The organism is Sphingomonas sp. CFBP 13714, from assembly GCF_014842205.1.
In the GTDB taxonomy this organism is placed as follows: Bacteria; Pseudomonadota; Alphaproteobacteria; order Sphingomonadales; family Sphingomonadaceae; genus Sphingomonas; species Sphingomonas aerolata.
The window spans coordinates 298,668-314,145 of sequence record NZ_JACYVG010000004.1; the positions used below are offsets into that span (position 1 = coordinate 298,668).

At 67.3% G+C, this 15,478-nt stretch carries 10 protein-coding genes and 1 pseudogene; 7 read left to right on the forward strand and 4 right to left on the reverse strand.

The window, feature by feature from the left end:
• Positions 1 to 41: 41 nt before the first annotated feature.
• Positions 42 to 3,431 (reverse strand): TonB-dependent receptor, encoded by a 3,390-nt coding sequence (locus tag IFT54_RS11605; RefSeq protein WP_192070720.1) that lies wholly within the window; start codon positions 3,429 to 3,431, stop codon positions 42 to 44.
• A 157-nt stretch (positions 3,432 to 3,588) separates the two neighbouring features.
• Here IFT54_RS11605 and IFT54_RS11610 point away from each other — a divergent pair, with 157 nt between their 5' ends.
• From IFT54_RS11610 to IFT54_RS11630, 5 genes are read left to right on the forward strand one after another with little or no spacing between them, the layout of a single operon-like run.
• Entirely contained in the window at positions 3,589 to 5,115 is a 1,527-nt protein-coding gene (locus tag IFT54_RS11610; protein WP_446740669.1) for a tryptophan halogenase family protein, read from the forward strand.
• On the forward strand, positions 5,112 to 6,515 hold the full coding sequence (locus IFT54_RS11615; RefSeq protein WP_192070722.1) for a tryptophan 7-halogenase: 1,404 nt from the start codon (positions 5,112 to 5,114) through the stop codon (positions 6,513 to 6,515). Before IFT54_RS11610 ends, IFT54_RS11615 begins: the two co-directional genes overlap by 4 nt.
• Complete coding sequence (locus tag IFT54_RS11620) at positions 6,512 to 8,029, forward strand: tryptophan halogenase family protein (protein ID WP_192070723.1); 1,518 nt, start codon at positions 6,512 to 6,514, stop codon at positions 8,027 to 8,029. The genes IFT54_RS11615 and IFT54_RS11620 overlap by 4 nt, the downstream gene beginning before the upstream one ends.
• Positions 8,026 to 9,528: a tryptophan halogenase family protein gene (locus IFT54_RS11625; RefSeq protein WP_192070724.1), complete on the forward strand. Its 1,503-nt coding sequence runs from the start codon at positions 8,026 to 8,028 to the stop codon at positions 9,526 to 9,528. Before IFT54_RS11620 ends, IFT54_RS11625 begins: the two co-directional genes overlap by 4 nt.
• Positions 9,528 to 11,270, forward strand: coding sequence for a glycoside hydrolase family 9 protein (locus IFT54_RS11630; protein WP_192070725.1), 1,743 nt, complete (start codon positions 9,528 to 9,530; stop codon positions 11,268 to 11,270). The genes IFT54_RS11625 and IFT54_RS11630 overlap by 1 nt, the downstream gene beginning before the upstream one ends.
• A 3-nt stretch (positions 11,271 to 11,273) precedes the next feature.
• Here IFT54_RS11630 and IFT54_RS11635 read toward each other — a convergent pair whose 3' ends face one another.
• Both IFT54_RS11635 and IFT54_RS11640 read right to left on the reverse strand, forming a co-directional pair.
• Positions 11,274 to 12,314, reverse strand: a complete 1,041-nt coding sequence (locus tag IFT54_RS11635; protein ID WP_107930180.1) for a cupin-like domain-containing protein — start codon at positions 12,312 to 12,314, stop codon at positions 11,274 to 11,276.
• A 72-nt stretch (positions 12,315 to 12,386) separates the two neighbouring features.
• A complete protein-coding gene (locus tag IFT54_RS11640) occupies positions 12,387 to 13,505 on the reverse strand; it encodes an SGNH/GDSL hydrolase family protein (protein WP_244648856.1) in 1,119 nt (372 codons plus the stop codon).
• Here IFT54_RS11640 and IFT54_RS11645 point away from each other — a divergent pair.
• A complete protein-coding gene (locus tag IFT54_RS11645; RefSeq protein ID WP_192070726.1) occupies positions 13,494 to 13,706 on the forward strand; it encodes a hypothetical protein in 213 nt (70 codons plus the stop codon). The genes IFT54_RS11640 and IFT54_RS11645 overlap by 12 nt on opposite strands.
• Before the next feature lie 25 nt (positions 13,707 to 13,731).
• Positions 13,732 to 14,706 (forward strand): glutathione S-transferase family protein, encoded by a 975-nt coding sequence (locus tag IFT54_RS11650; protein WP_192070727.1) that lies wholly within the window; start codon positions 13,732 to 13,734, stop codon positions 14,704 to 14,706.
• A 60-nt stretch (positions 14,707 to 14,766) separates the two neighbouring features.
• Here IFT54_RS11650 and IFT54_RS11655 read toward each other — a convergent pair.
• Positions 14,767 to 14,913, reverse strand: a pseudogene (locus IFT54_RS11655) (formate/nitrite transporter family protein); the annotation flags it as partial.
• Positions 14,914 to 15,478 lie beyond the last annotated feature (565 nt).

A 15,478-nucleotide genomic window follows, 5' to 3' on the forward strand; every position in this document is an offset into this window, starting at 1 on the left:
AGGATCGAAAGGGTCGGCCGGACCGGCCGACCCTTTCGCGCTTATCTGAACGACGCGCGGATCGAGAAGGTGAAGCGGCGATCCGCGATGAACCAGTTGCGCGGCCGCGTCAGCAGATCATCGTTGATCACATATGACGTGCGCGTGATCGAATTGGTCAGGTTGACGCCCTGGAACCCCATCTTGATCGCTGGCGTCACCGCGTAGAAGATCGAGGCGTCGAGCTGCCCGTATTTCTCCGCGTAGACCGGCGAGTTCGGCACGATCACGTCGCGGATCGTCAGCAGGTTCTTGGACCGCCAGTTATACGCGGCGCGCACTTCGAGCCCGTTACGCTGATAGAAGGGCGCGAAGTTGAACTGGTATTTCGACAGCCCCTGCAACGGCAGCCCGCTGGTGTCGACGTTGGAGATGATACCCGCGGTGACGTTGGGATCGTCGGAGTCGAGATTCTGCTGCGACACGCCCGACGACTTCACGTAGGTGAAATTGGCCGCGAGACCGAACCCGCTCAGGAACCCGGGCAGGAAATCATAGGTCTGCTGATAGCCGACCTCGAACCCCTTCACGCGACCCGTCTCGGTCGAGTTCAGCGGGGTCGTGATGATCCCGTCGAATGTCGCGCCGTTGTTGGTGAAGCTCTGACGCTGCAGGCTGTTGGTCTGCACGCCATACAGGTCCTTCTTGAACAGCGACAGCGTGAGCTGGCCGACATTCGAGAAATACCATTCCGCGGTCACATCGTAATTGTCCGCACGGACCGGCTTCAGAAACGGGTTGCCGACCTGGAAGGTGGCAACCGGCGCGCCGTTGAACAGGATCGTCTGGTCGCTCGTGTTCAGATTGATGTTATAATAGGACCGGGTCAGCCCGAAATCTGGCGGAGCGACGCTCTTGGTGAACGCCGCGCGGAACTGAAGACCACCGCCCATCGCCAGCTTCACGTTGAAGCTCGGCAGGAAATAGTCGTAACTCAGCTTGGCGTCGTTGGGCGTCGTGCTGCCGTTCTGGAACGCCGCCGCGGCATCGCGTACGGCTTGCGGCAACGCGCAGAACCGCGAGACCGGTTGCCCGTCGGTCGGCGCGACGCAGCTGAACGACTGTTGCGGGAAGGCAAAGAAGCCCGACGAGACGCGGTCCGTCTTGGTGTACCGCACACCGATATTGCCGCTCAGGTTCCAGCCGTTCGACAGGTCGTTGCCAAAGCGCGCCATCGCATAGACCGCGTTGTTGCGCTCGCTGACCGGATTGATCTCACCCGGCAGGAACGGCGTTCCGGCGACGACACCGGCACGGCCCGCCAGCGGCACCCAGCCATTGGCGCCCGACAGGTTGCTCGTGAAGTTGCGCCATTCCTGCGCGATCTGGCTGATCGCCTGCGTCGCCGCACCATAATCCTGGAGGAACGACCCCGGCACGAACACGCGCCCGCCGTTCGACGAATCGTTCGCCTTGCCGCGGAAGAAGTTGTCGTAAAGGAATGCCTGCTGCGGGCCGAGATTGCCCGTGTTGCGCGTGACGGGATTGCCGTCGATCGGCCGATCGAACCAGACCGGGCCACCCGGGCCAGTCGGCGCCGCTGCGTTATCCTGGTTGTTGCCGCCGCCCCAGATCTCGCTGAGCACGCCCCAGTTATAGCCGGTCGAACGCGCTTCATTCTGGCGATCGGCGAAGCGATAGCCGACGCGGACCGAGGTCAGCCAGCTATCCTCCGGGAAGGCATAATCGAGGTCGATGCGCGCAGCATCCTCGTTGCCTTCGCTGTCCTCGATATGGTCCATCGCCGAACGGTAGAAGTTGTTATACGCGTCGAGATAGCTCGGGTGCGCGGCGTTCTGGTAATTGTTCGGCGTGTTCGTCACGGGGATGAAGTTCACATAGGCCGGGTTGGTCCCGTCCAGACGAATATCGGCATTCTGAAAGGTCGTGCCCCAGACCGTCAGGTCGGTGACCTTCACCTGCGACCAGACATGCTGGTAGTCCAGGTTGATGCCGAGCCGGTTCGTCGCCTGCCACTTCAGGTTGAAGCTGGCGTCGTTGGTGCGGAAGCGCGACTGGTTGCCGCGCGAGATGTTGTTGCTCTGCAGGCCGTTGCTCGGCGTACGCTGATCGCCGCCGTTCGCCGGATCCTGGTCGGCGCGATAGCCGTTCGGGCCGGTGATGATCCCGCTGGTGAAGACGTTATCGTCGTCATAGGCAAAGCTGGTGCCGGGGAAGGGCTGCGTGTCGCCTGCCGCCAGCACGTTGTCGGTCGCGACCTCGATCGAATTCTCGGTCCACGCCTCGCGCGAGTCGGTCCGCAGGAACTGCGCGGTCGCGGTCATCGACTTGTCGGGACTGCGCCACTGGCCGGCGGCCGAATAGCCGTAGCGCGTGCGGTTGAACTCCTGGCTGCGGATCGCCGCGCCGCGGGGCACGTAGACGGTGCGGCCGGTGTTGACCACGCCGGTGGTCGCGTCGACCGGCTGCAACAGCGACCCGTCGGCGCCGATCACGCGCTCGCCCCAGTTCGAGATCTGCACGCTGTCGGCGCGGCTGCGGACCTGCGAGCGCACGAAACTGGCGAGGATGCCGAAGTCGCCGATGCCGGTTTCCCAGCGATTGCTGCCGAGCACCGAGACCGTCGGTGCCGACTTCTTGACGAAATCGCCGTAATTGTTCTCGAGCGTCCCGCCCAGCACCAGTCCGGTGGAATCGAACGGCAGGCGCGTGCGCAGATTGACCGAGCCGCCGATGCCGCCTTCGATCATGTCGGCGGACGGGCTCTTGAACACGTCGACGCCGCCAAGCAGTTCGGCGGGCACGTCGGCGAAGGACAGGCCGCGGCCGTTGTTTGCGCTGAACGAATCGCGGCCGTTGATCTCGGAGCGCGTGTAGCTGAGGCCGCGGACGGTGACGCCCGACCCTTCGGTCGCGAAGTGATCGGGATCGGCACCGGCCGAGAAGCGGCTGATCGACACGCCAGGCACGCGCTGCAGCGCTTCGGTGACCGAACGATCGGGCAGCGCGCCGATGTCTTCGGACGAGATCGAATCGCCCACGACTTCGGAATTGCGCTTGATCGCCTGCGCACTCTTCAGGCTCTGGCGGATGCCGGTGACGACGATGTCCTGATCGGCGGCTTCGTCCTGCGGCGTTGCGGTCGACTGCTCGGCCTGCGTCACCTCGGCACCGCCCGAGGGCACCTGCCCGTTGGCGGAGGGCTGTGCCGCGCCCGCCTGGGGCGCCCCGGCCACGGTTACCGCAGCGCGATCAGAAGATGCGGTACGCGCTGCTGCGTTCGGCGTCTGCGTAGTTTGGCCGGCGGCGGCATCGGCTTGCTGAGCCAGAGCGCCGTTTGGCGCGGCGGCCAGGCACAGCGCAAGCAGGGAGGCACCACCTTTGAGGAGGTTCCCGCGACGCGCGGCGCGTGTGATCTCGAACTTGGCCATGACTCCCGGCATCCCCTCATTGTGTTAGCGCTATCATTTGTAAGCGCTTTTTTCTTACAATGTTTGGTAGCGAGAGGGATGAGTTCGGCCTAGACTGAATCGGACGGTTTTTTAGTGAATTGCTAGGCTTGTTGCATGATTGCAACATAGTCGGGGGGTGGAATTGGACGAACGTGCTCGGCTACGCATCGTTATTGTTGGTGGCGGTACCGCGGGCTGGATGACCGCGGCGACGCTCAGCCTCACGACCGGTACGCCGTCCGCGGCACGGCTGGCCGACATCACGCTGGTCGAGTCCGAGGAGATCGGCACCGTCGGTGTCGGTGAGGCCACGGTGCCGCACATCCGTTTCTTCAATCAAAGACTGGGTATCGACGAAGCCGATTTTGTCCGGCGTACCAAGGCGACGTTCAAGCTGGGCATCGAGTTCTGCGATTGGGGTCGGATCGGCGACAGCTACATCCATCCGTTCGGCGATTTCGGGCATGATATCGACGGACTGCCGTTCCATCAGCATTGGCTTCACGCGACCCGGGGCAGGCCGGATGAGACGCCCGCGCTCGCCGCGTGCTCGCTCCCGATCGTCGCGGCGCGTGCCGGGCGGTTCACGCCGCCGCTCGACGATCCGCGATCGGTCGGGTCGACCTATTCCTATGCGTATCAGTTCGATGCCGGGCTTTATGCCGCATATCTGCGCGACTATGCCGAAGCCCGCGGCGTGACGCGGATCGAGGGCCGCGTCGAGCACGTCGAACGGGGCCCGAGCGGTATCGCGGCGCTTCGCCTGGCGGACGGACAGCGGATCGAGGGCGATCTGTTCGTCGACTGTTCGGGGTTCCGCGCCTTGCTGATCGAAGGCGCCCTGAAGGCGGGACACGAGGATTGGGCGCACTGGCTGCCCTGCGACGCGGCCTGGGCGGTCCCGACGGCGAACGCCGGAGCTCTCGTCCCCTATACCCGCGCCACCGCGCGCGACGCCGGCTGGCAATGGCGGATCCCGCTGCAGCATCGCACCGGGAACGGTCATGTCTTCTCGACCCGCTTCACCGATCCGGAACGCGCGCGCGCGGTGCTGCTCGACAATCTCGAAGGCGAGGTGCTGGCCGAGCCGCGGATGCTGCGATTCCGCACCGGGCGTCGGCACCGCCAGTGGATCGACAATTGCGTGGCGATCGGCCTTTCCGCCGGGTTTCTCGAGCCGCTCGAGTCGACCAGCATCCACCTGATACAGCTGGCCATTGGCAAGCTGATCGAGCTGTTCCCGAACGACGCCGTGCTCGACCCTGCGGATGCCGCGGAATTCAACCGCGCGATGGCGCTGGAATATGACCGCGTCCGCGACTTCCTGGTTCTGCATTATTGCGCGACCGAGCGCGACGACACGCCGTTCTGGCGCCACATGCGGACGATGGACCTGCCCCCCTCGCTGGCCGGGAAGATCGCCGCCTTTCGCGATCGCGGCATCGTCGAACAATATCGCGAGGGCATGTTCCTGCCGGCGAGCTGGCTCGCGGTCTATTATGGCCAGCGAATCATGCCCGAACGCATCCACCCCCTCGTCGCCGCACTGCCCGTCGCGGACGCTCGCGCGCGCGTCGCGGCGGTCGCCGACGCCTGCCGCCGCACCGCCGAGGGGATGCCGACGCATGCGGACTATCTTGCGCGGATCGGAGCTGCCGCGTGACAGCTACGATCGCTGTGCTGGGCGCGAACCTGTGCGGCTGGATCGCCGCGGCGGCGCTGGCGCGGCGCTTGCCACGCACGTCCTACCGCGTGGTGGTGATCGACGACGGCACCGGCGGCGATGGCCTGGGCGATTTCGCACCGGTGATCGCGGTGCCGCCGGCGCTCGCGGGCTTCCATGCCGATCTCGGTCTTGATGCGGCGACGCTGGTCCGGATGACGGGCGGTGGCCATGCGCTGGGCGTCGCGTTCGGCGGCTGGCGGGCCGACGGCGCGGCGGCGTTCCTGTCCTATGGCGAGACCGGTGCGCCGCTCGAGGGCATCGCGTTTCACCAGCTCGCCGGGCGGCTGCGCGCGGCGGGGCACCCGGTCCGGCTGGCCGATCATGCGCTGTCCGCGGTCGCCGCGCAGGCGGGCCGGTTCGCCCCCGGAGCGCCGATTGCGCATGCGCTGCATCTGCCCGTCGCGCCCTATGAAGCGCTGTTGCGCGGGGCGGCGCTGCGGGCGGGGGCGGAACGCGCGTCCGCGGACTTCGTCGATGCCGAGATCGCAGCGAACGGCATGGTCGAGAGGCTGACGCTCGCGGACGGTACCGGGATCGAACCCTGGCTCGTCCTCGACTGTTCGGGAACCGACGCGCGCGTCGCCAGCCGTATCAGCCCCGCGTCCGAGGACTGGTCCGGCTGGTTGCCTTGCAACCGCACGCATGCCGAGACGGTGTCCGCGCAGGGCGCCCCCCCGCCCTATACGCAGGTCGATGCGCAGGACGCGGGCTGGACGGCGACCTGGCCGCTCGACGGCGCGGATGTGCGACTGACGTGCAGCATGGGCGGCACGGGCAAGCCGTTCCGTGCGGCGCGCCGCGTCGAGGCATGGCGCGGCAATTGCGTCGCACTGGGCGCCGCCGCGGGCCTGCTCGAACCGCTGCACCCGACCGCACTGACGCTGTTGCTGCGGTCGCTCGCGCAGTTGATCCAGCTCTGGCCCGCCGGACCGGAGGCACCCGTCGAAGCCGCCGCCTTCAACCGCACCGTGGCCGGGGCGCTGCAGGGCGCGCGCGACTTCCTGATCGCGCATTATGCCGTGGCCGGTCGCGCGGGCGCGCTGTGGGACGACCGCCGCGCGGCATCGCTACCCGGACCACTGGCGGCCAAACACGATCTGTTTGCGGCGCGCGGGCGGTTGCCGATGTATGACGACGAAGTGTTCGAGGAAGAGGATTGGGCGGTGATGTTCGACGCGATGGGCCTCATGCCGCGCCGTTACGATGCGCGCGCGGACATAGTGCCGCTGGCGGCGATCGAGCGGCATCTGGCCGAGCAGCGTGCGCGGGTCATCGCGCAGGTCCGCGCGCTTCCCCCTTATGCGCAGGCGATGGCCGCGTTGCGGGCGCGCGCATGACGATCGGCGCGCCCGTCCGCCACATCGTCATCGTCGGCGGCGGTACGGCCGGCTGGATGGCGGCGGCCGCGCTCGCCCGGCTGATCCCGACCGGGGCGAGCATCACCCTGGTCGAATCCGACGCGATCGGCACGGTCGGCGTCGGCGAAGCAACGATCCCGCCGATCCGCGGCTTCAACGCGATGCTGGGAATCGACGAAGCCGAATTCCTCGCCGCGACCGCGGGGAGCTTCAAGCTCGGGATCGAGTTCGTCGACTGGGGTGCGCTTGGCGAGCGCTATCTGCATCCCTTTGGCGGGTTCGGTTTCGATATCGAGGGTGTGCGCTTCCACCAATATTGGCGTCGTCGCCGCGCCGCCGGGGTCGTCGAGGATATCGAGGCCTATTCACTGTGCGCGGTCGCCGCACGCGCGGGGCGGTTCATGCCCCCCTCGCCCGACCCGGCGTCGGTGCTGTCGCAGATGGCGCACGCCTATCATTTCGATGCGGGCCTCTATGCACGCTTCCTGCGTGGCCGCGCCGAGCGCGACGGTGTCGTGCGCGTCGAAGGCGATGTCGTCGATGTGGCGCTCGACGGCGAGACCGGCCATGTCCGCCACGTCACGCTGGCCGGCGACCGCGTCATCGAAGGCGACCTGTTCCTCGACTGTTCGGGGTTCCGCGGCCTGCTGATCGAGCAGACGCTGGGCGCAGGCTATGAGGACTGGACGCACTGGCTTCCCTGCGATCGGGCCGTCGCGATGCCGACCGCGAACGCCGGCGCGGCGATCACCCCCTATACCCGCTCGACCGCGCGCGCGGCCGGCTGGCAATGGCGCATCCCGCTGCAGCACCGCACCGGCAACGGCTATGTCTACAGCAGCGCGCATTGTTCGGACGATGAGGCCGCGGCGACGCTGCACGCCGGGGTCGACGGCACCCCGCTCGCCGAACCACGCCTGCTGCGCTTTACCGCGGGACGGCGGCGCAAGCAGTGGATCGGCAACGTCGTCGCGCTCGGCCTTGCGTCCGGTTTTACCGAACCGCTCGAATCGACCAGCATCCACATGGTCCAGACCGGCATCTCGAAACTGCTCGCCTTGTTTCCCGACCAGGGCTTCTCGCCGGTCGAGATCGACACCTATAATCGGCTGGCAGCGACTCAGTTCGACCAGGTCCGCGACTTCCTCATCCTCCATTACCATGCGACGCGCCGCGAGGATTCGCCGTTCTGGCGCGAGACGCGGGCGCGGGCGATCCCCGACAGCCTGAGCGAGAAATTCGCCTTGTGGCGTCGCCGCGGACGGCTGTTCCGCTGGGAGGACGATCTGTTCGCGGAGGTGAGCTGGGTCGCGGTGCTGCTGGGCCAGGGCATCGTTCCCGACGGCTGGGACCGGCTGGCCGACGCAGTCGACGCACGCGAGGTCGATGCACGGTTCGACCGGCTGCGCGCGATGTTTGCCGATGCCGCATCGCGAATGCCCCGGCACGAGGACTATCTCGCCCGCATTTGCCCGACGCGGGTGCGCGCATGACCGGCACACTCGGATCGGTCGTGATCGTTGGCGGTGGTACCGCGGGCTGGATGGCTGCGGTCGCGTTTGGCCGCCTGCTGGGCCCGGCCGGGACGCGCGTGACGCTCGTGGAATCGGACGACATCGCCACGATCGGCGTCGGCGAGGCAACGATCCCGCCGATCCGCACCTTTCACGCGATGCTCGGGATCGACGAGGACGCATTCCTCCGTGCGACCGGCGGCAGCTACAAGCTCGGGATCCGCTTCGAGGGGTGGACGCGCCCGGGTGAATCCTACGTCCATCCGTTCGGCCAGATCGGGACCGACATCGCCGGCGTGCCGTTCGCCGCGCAGTGGCTGCGCGCGCGCCAGGCGGGGGCCGCCGACGCGCTCGGCGCCTATTCGCTCGAAGCCCGCGCCGCCGAAGCCGGCCGCTTCTCGCGCCCGATCGCGAACGGTGATTCACCGCTGTCGCGGATCGGCTATGCCTATCATTTCGACGCAGGCCGCTACGCCGCGTTCCTGCGCGCGCAGGCCGAGGCACACGGCGTCGTCCGGCGCGAGGGCCGGGTCGACCGCGTCGAGCGTGGCCCCGCCGGAATTGCCGCGGTCCATCTCGCCGACGGCAGCCGTATCGAGGGCGACCTGTTCCTCGACTGCACCGGGTTTCGCGCGCTGCTGATCGAGGGCGCGCTGCAGGCGGGCTGGACCGATTGGTCGCAGTGGTTGCCGTGCGATCGTGCGGTCGCCGTCCCTTCGGCCGCCGACGCCGCGCCGCTCGCGCTCACGCGGGCGATCGCGGAACCCGCCGGCTGGCGCTGGCGTATCCCGCTGCAGCATCGCACCGGCAACGGGCATGTCTTTTCCAGCCGCCACTGCAGCGAGGACGAAGCGACCGCGACGCTGCTCGCCGGGCTGCACGGTGAGGCACTGGCCGACCCGCGCGTGATCCGCTTCGCCACCGGGCACCGCACTCGGCTCTGGAGCGGCAACTGCATCGCGCTCGGCCTGGCGGCGGGGTTCATGGAGCCACTGGAATCGACCAGCATTCATCTGGTGCAGAGCGGGCTTCAGCATCTGTTGCGAATGCTTCCGGCGGGCGGCCCCCCTGCCCAGGCGATCGTCGACCGATATAATCGCACGATGACCGGCGAGTTCGTCCGGATCCGCGACTTCCTCGTCGCGCATTATCACCTCAATGCCCGCACCGAACCCTTCTGGCGCGAGCGCGCGGCGGCGCCGATCCCGGATGGCCTCGCCGAAAAGCTCGCTCTGTTCCGCGCCGGCGGACGCATCTTCCGCGAAGCGGACGAGCTGTTCAACGAGGTCAGCTGGCTTGCTCTGCTGACCGGACAGGACGCACCCGTGACCGGCCATGACCCAATCTGCGACGCGCTGCCGATCGCCATCGCGGCAAAGCGGCTCGCTCAGATAGAACGCGTCGTCGCCACCTCGCTGACGCACATGCCCCCCCATGCCGACGCGCTGGCACGGTTGGGCCAGGACAGGACAATCTGATGCCCATCGCCCTCTTCCTTGCCGCGGCCGTCATCAACCTCAACCAGCTCGGCTTCCGTCCCGAAGACCCCAAGCTTGCGATCGTCGCCGATCACGCGACTCGGCCGCTCGACTGGGTGGTGGTCGACGACGCCGGCAAGACCCTGCTGACGGGACGCACCAGCGTCGGCGGTGACGACGCGGCGTCGGGCGATCATGTCCATGTCGCGCGCTTCACCGCGCTCACCCGCCCGGGCAACTACCGGCTGCGCGTCGACGGGACCGAAAGCGGCCGCTTCCGCGTCGGCCGCGACGTCTACGCCCCGCTCGCGCTGAACGCGCTCAACTTCTTCTACCAGCAGCGCGCCGGCACGCCGATCGACGCGCGCTGGGCCGGTGCCCGCTGGGCCCGCGCGGCCGGACATCCGCGCGAGGTCGCCACCTGTTTTTCGGGCGCGGACGAGAAGGGCAATGTCTGGCCCGGCTGCCCCTATACGCTCGACGTCACCGGCGGCTGGTACGACGCGGGCGACCACGGCAAATATGTCGTCAACGGCGGCATCGCGGTGTGGACGCTGCAGAATCTCTACGAGACCGGGCTTGCGCGTCGCGTGTTCGCCGACGGTCAGGCGCGGCTGCCAGAAGCCGGCAACCGCCGCGACGACCTGCTCGACGAGGCGCGGTGGGAGGTCGAGTGGATGCTGCGGATGCAAGTCCCCGCGGGCACCCGCGCCGCACTCCCCGTCGGCCCGCATGATCGCTCCGGCAGGCTTGCGCTGACTCCGGTCGACGCGGGCGGCATGGCGCATCACAAGGTCGCCGACGCGCGCTGGACGACATTGCCGACCGCACCCGCCGACGACAAAGAACCGCGGCTCCTCTACCCGCCCTCGACCGCGGCAACGCTGAATCTTGCCGCGGTTGCAGCGCAGGCCGCGCGGCTGTGGCAGCCGATCGATCCCGCCTTTGCCGCGCGGTGCCTTGCCGCCGCGCGCGCCGCCTGGACCGCCGCGCAGCGCAACCCCACGATCTTCGCGGCGCAGGGCTTCACCGGCAGCGGCGGCTATGGCGACGAGACGCTCGACGACGAACGCGCCTGGGCTGCAGCCGAGCTGTTCGCGACGACCGGCGATACCGCCTACCGCGCAGCGCTGCCGACCGGCGCGACCGGCGAACCCGGCTGGGCCAGCGTCGCACCACTCGGCATGATCACGCTCGCGACCGCAAGCGGCGTTCCCGCGATGATCCGCGATGGCGCACGTGCGGCGATCGTCGCGACCGCCGACGGCTTCCTCGCCGAAACCGCGCGCGCCGGCTACCGCATCCCCTACGCGTCGCAGACCTATAGCTGGGGGTCGAATTCCAGCATTCTCAACCGCGCGATGCTGCTTGGCCTCGCACAGCGTTTCACCGGCGATGCGCGCTACCGCGCCGGCGTCGTCGATGCGGCCGATTATATCCTCGGCCGCAATCCGCTGGGCCAATCCTATGTCTCGGGGACCGGCTGGAAGCCGCTGACCAACCCGCATCACCGGTTCTGGGCGCATCAGCTGTCGGCATCTTCGCCACCGCCGCCGCCGGGGGTGGTGTCGGGCGGCCCCAATAACAGCGCGATGGTCGATCCGGTCGCCGTGAAACTGAAGGGCCGGTGCGCGCCGCAACGCTGCTGGGCGGACGACATCAACGCCTATGCGCTGAACGAGGTGGCGATCAACTGGAACGCGCCGCTCGTCTGGGTCGCCGCCTATCTCGACAGCGACTGACGCTCAGCGGCGCTGGAGCGATTTCAGCAGATAGCCGCGGATCCGCTCGGTCCGGTCCTGGCTGGCCGGGCCCAGTACGCCGCGTGCGGGCGCGGGCAGATGATCGCCCGCCGCACTCGCCTCGTCCGCGAAGACATAATGTTCGAACCACGCGCGCCAGCCCGCCTTCTCCGCCGCGGGCAGGTCGCGCACCGCCATCATCGCGTGCACCACCGCATGGAACGCCGACACGCTCGAATCATAGGCGCGCCAATAGTTGCACAGCACGTTGAGCGTCCCGAACGCCTGGACGTGGTGCCACCAGATCGCCGGGATGAAGATCGCGTCGCCCGGCCCAAGATCGGCCACCACCGCGTGGCCGAGCGCCTCGGCATAGCGCGGATACCGCTCCAGATCGGGCGCAAGCGGATCGACCATGCTCGAAGGCGGCCCCGCCAGCGTCCGGTCGAGCGGCCCCAGATAGAGATTGCCGACCTGATCGGGGGGAAACAGCGTGAACCGCCGCTCGCCAGCGACCACGCAGGCGAGATTGGTCGACCCGTCATAATGCGTCGCGGTCTGCGATCCGTTGCCGATCCACAGCCGCGGCGTCGCCCCGCCCATCGGCAGTTCGAGCGGGTTCGCCGCCGCCCATCCCGGCAGATGCTCGGGCGCGGTCGCCGCGTTCGCATAGAGGATATGCCGCTCGGCTTCGGGGACGTCCGACAGGCGCAGCAATTCGCTCAGCAACACGCCGAGCGGCGCCTTTTCGCGGTGGAAGTTGAACCCTTCCAGATTATCGCCGCGATAGAAGAATTTGCCACCGAACGCCGGGCCGCCGATCAGCACCTCCATCGGCTTGCCGCCATCGCCGAGCCCGGTCAGATACGCCGCCGTCGCGCGATCGCCACCCGCCGCAGCCCGGACGCTGGCCCAGTGCGCGACCTGGCCGCGCAACACGATCGGCGCGTCGCGCAGGGCGATCTCGGCGGCAAAGGTCGCGGCGTCGACTGCGGCACGTTCCTCGACACGGGCATCGGTGGGGGCAGGATGCGATATCGTCATCCCGCTGCGATAGCAGGATAATGCGCCGCGCCCTATTGCGTTCGCTGGCCCGACGAACCGGCCGTCCGTCGATCAGGAGCGTCGGGCCCATCCCGCGACGCGCGCGTCGATCACCGCCGCGATCCGGTCGGCAATCACGGTCTGATCCGCGAGCGAGGGGTGCGAGTGGCACCCGGTGAAGGAAAGGCCGTTGACCGGGACATAGGTGAGCCACGGCGCGCCGGATCTGCGCAAGGTCGCGGCAACCTTGGCCACCTCCGCCTGGATCTCGCCATTGGCCATGTCCGTGGCCCACAGCACGATCTGTGCGCGTGGATCGCGCGCGTGGAGCGCCTGCACGAAGCGCACATAGCGTCGTTCGTAATCGCCATGGAGGGCGTCGCGGTTCGCCCATGTCTCGCCGGCGTGAAGCGGTGTGGTGAAATCGTTGGTGCCGAGCGAGACGATAATCACCTGCGGATGCCAGCCGGGCACGCTGGCGCGGGATCGATGATCGAACAGGGAGAAGGGATAGGCTTCGGGCAGCGTGTCGGCCGCGAACCCGCCATAGTTGCGCACCACCCCGCGCCCGGAAATCGCATTCACTTCGTAATCCGCGCCGTAGCGGCGGGCGAGCAGCGCGCCAAAGCCGCGCGACGTATCTGTCGTCGCCCAGACCTCGTCCTGGGTACATTCGCGTTTGGGCGACGTCACACCATAACCGACGGTATGCGAATCGCCGACGAACTCGATCTGCCGCGTACGATTGCGCAACCTAGCTCCGACAGTCCCCCGCTCGGCAAAGAACGGCCCGATGCCGGTCGGACCGGACTGGCTTTCCGAAGCGACCTCGATGCGCAACACGTGGCGCCCGGCGGGCATCCCGGCGACGCGGTACAGGCCGGGGACGGGCTTGACGAGCGTCGTGATCTTGCGTCCATCGACGAGCACGTGGAGTGCCACTTCGCCCGGCCCCACGTCGAACGATACCGCCGAGCCCCGAAACGCCGTCTCGGCATAACTGCCCGGCCACTGGCGGACAAAGCCGGCGCCTTTCCGCTCGAAACGGCCATGCATTGTGGCCGGCAACAGCGTCAGCGCGACAGGCCTCTCTGTCAGGCGCTCGACGCGAGGCTGTGCAGCAGCCTCGACCGCCGCCGCAAGGATCACCAACCCAGCCGCCATCCCTGCCATCCGACCATGCTTCGCCATTCAAGAACCTCCTACCGCTCCTGCACCTCCTATCCCTTTCGCGACGACCCGGCGACCGGCGTGGTGGACGCGACCGTCGACCTGCGGCCGCTGTTTGCCTGGATCGGGGCGACCGGTCCCGAACCCGGCGCCAAAGCCATCGCATGGGACGAAAAGAGCCTTTGGTCGTTCGTGAGGGGAACTGTGGCGGATCTTGCTTGAGGTCCGATTTCGACGGAGGGATGACATGGGTAGAATGATCGACGGTGCGTGGCACGCGGGCAAGGTGACGGAAGACAGCAAGGGCGGCGCGTTCGAACGGCAGGATGCGGGCTTTCGCGACTGGCTGACCCCGGTGGGGAGCCCCGGCCAGGACGGACAGCCCGGCCGTCCGGCGGCGCCCGGCCGGTATCACCTCTATGTCAGCTATGCCTGCCCCTGGGCGCACCGGACGCTGATCGTGCGCGCGCTCTACGGGCTGGACGACGCGATCGGTGTCTCGGTGGTCGATCCTGTCATGCTGGACAATGGCTGGACCTTCGGCACGAGCCGCGGCGGCAGTGGCGATCCGCTGCACGACGCCGAGTTCCTGTGGCAGTTGTACGCCCGCGCCAGGCCGGATTATTCCGGCAAGGTCACCGTACCCGTCCTGTGGGATCGCGAGACCGACACGATCGTGTCGAACGAATCGGCGGACATCATCCGGATGCTCGCGGCGTTCGCCGGATCCGGACCGGACCTCTATCCTCAAGCCCAGCGCCAGCAGATCGATGAGGTCAACGACCGCGTCTACGACACGGTGAATAACGGCGTGTACAAGGCCGGCTTCGCCACGACGCAGGACGCATACGAGGCGGCGGTGCGCCCGCTGTTCGAATCGCTCGACTGGCTGGAAGAGAGGCTGTCCGGCAGCGACTGGCTGGTAGGTGAGGCGATGACGGAGGCCGATATCCGCCTCTTCACCACGCTGGTCCGCTTCGATGCGGTCTATCACTTCCACTTCAAGTGCAACGTGCGCCGCATCGCCGACTATCCGGCGTTGGATGCTTACGTCGCGCGGATGCTGGCAGATCCGCGCATCGCCGCGACGGTGCATCTCGATCACATCAAGACGCATTACTACGCCAGCCACCGCGACCTCAACCCCTGCGGCATCGTGCCCGTCGGTCCTGCCCTCCCTTGGGCTCACCTCACCGCGGAAGGCGATCAGACGCTCACCTGACCAGCCGATTGGCAGCAGGGACATGTTGGCGATGGAATGTCCGAAGCTCGCGGCGACGAAGATGGCGACGGGGCCAATGATCACGGCGACCTTGCCCGACAGCGTTCTGGCGAACGTCGCCATCAACACGGCCAGACAGACCAGCAGGTTCGCCAGGACACCCGATGTCAGCGTCGCGAGCGCAGGCTTGTCCAGCTTCGAATCCATCGTCGCGTCTGCAGCGTCGCCGATCGTTCATGCCGCGTCGGATCGACACCTATTCCGATACGATGGGCTGGACAGCATTCGCTACCTGATCTCGTGTTACAATCGCTTGTGGTCGGACGGTGGAACCTGGACAGACACCGGCATCCCGTTCCGCCCCCCAGTCGCCGCATGATCATCGCTATGCGCGTAAGCGTCCGAGAGGTAATACCGTCAAGCCTCTTCGGCCCGCATCATCGATCATGCGCTGCGCGAAGACGATGCCCGCCAAGAACGACCGCTTTTCCATGGGCCAGGGCCAGTTCGATATGAACATTCTTGCTGCGGTCATCGATTGCCTGGCTCGCGCGCCTTCGTTCTTGCTCAGCCCGGTCGCGATGATAGGCAACTCTTTCAGTCTCAGTCATCGACCCCTCGTCTCAATCCCACGATATATTCGTTAACCAACATACGTGAGAGGCATGCCGAGGTTCCCTGTCATCGGATCTTTCAGTGATCGCAGCGGTCGCGATGCAGGAATTTCAGATCACGGAGTCATCGCCGAGGAACGGGAAAGAGCATAAGTCGC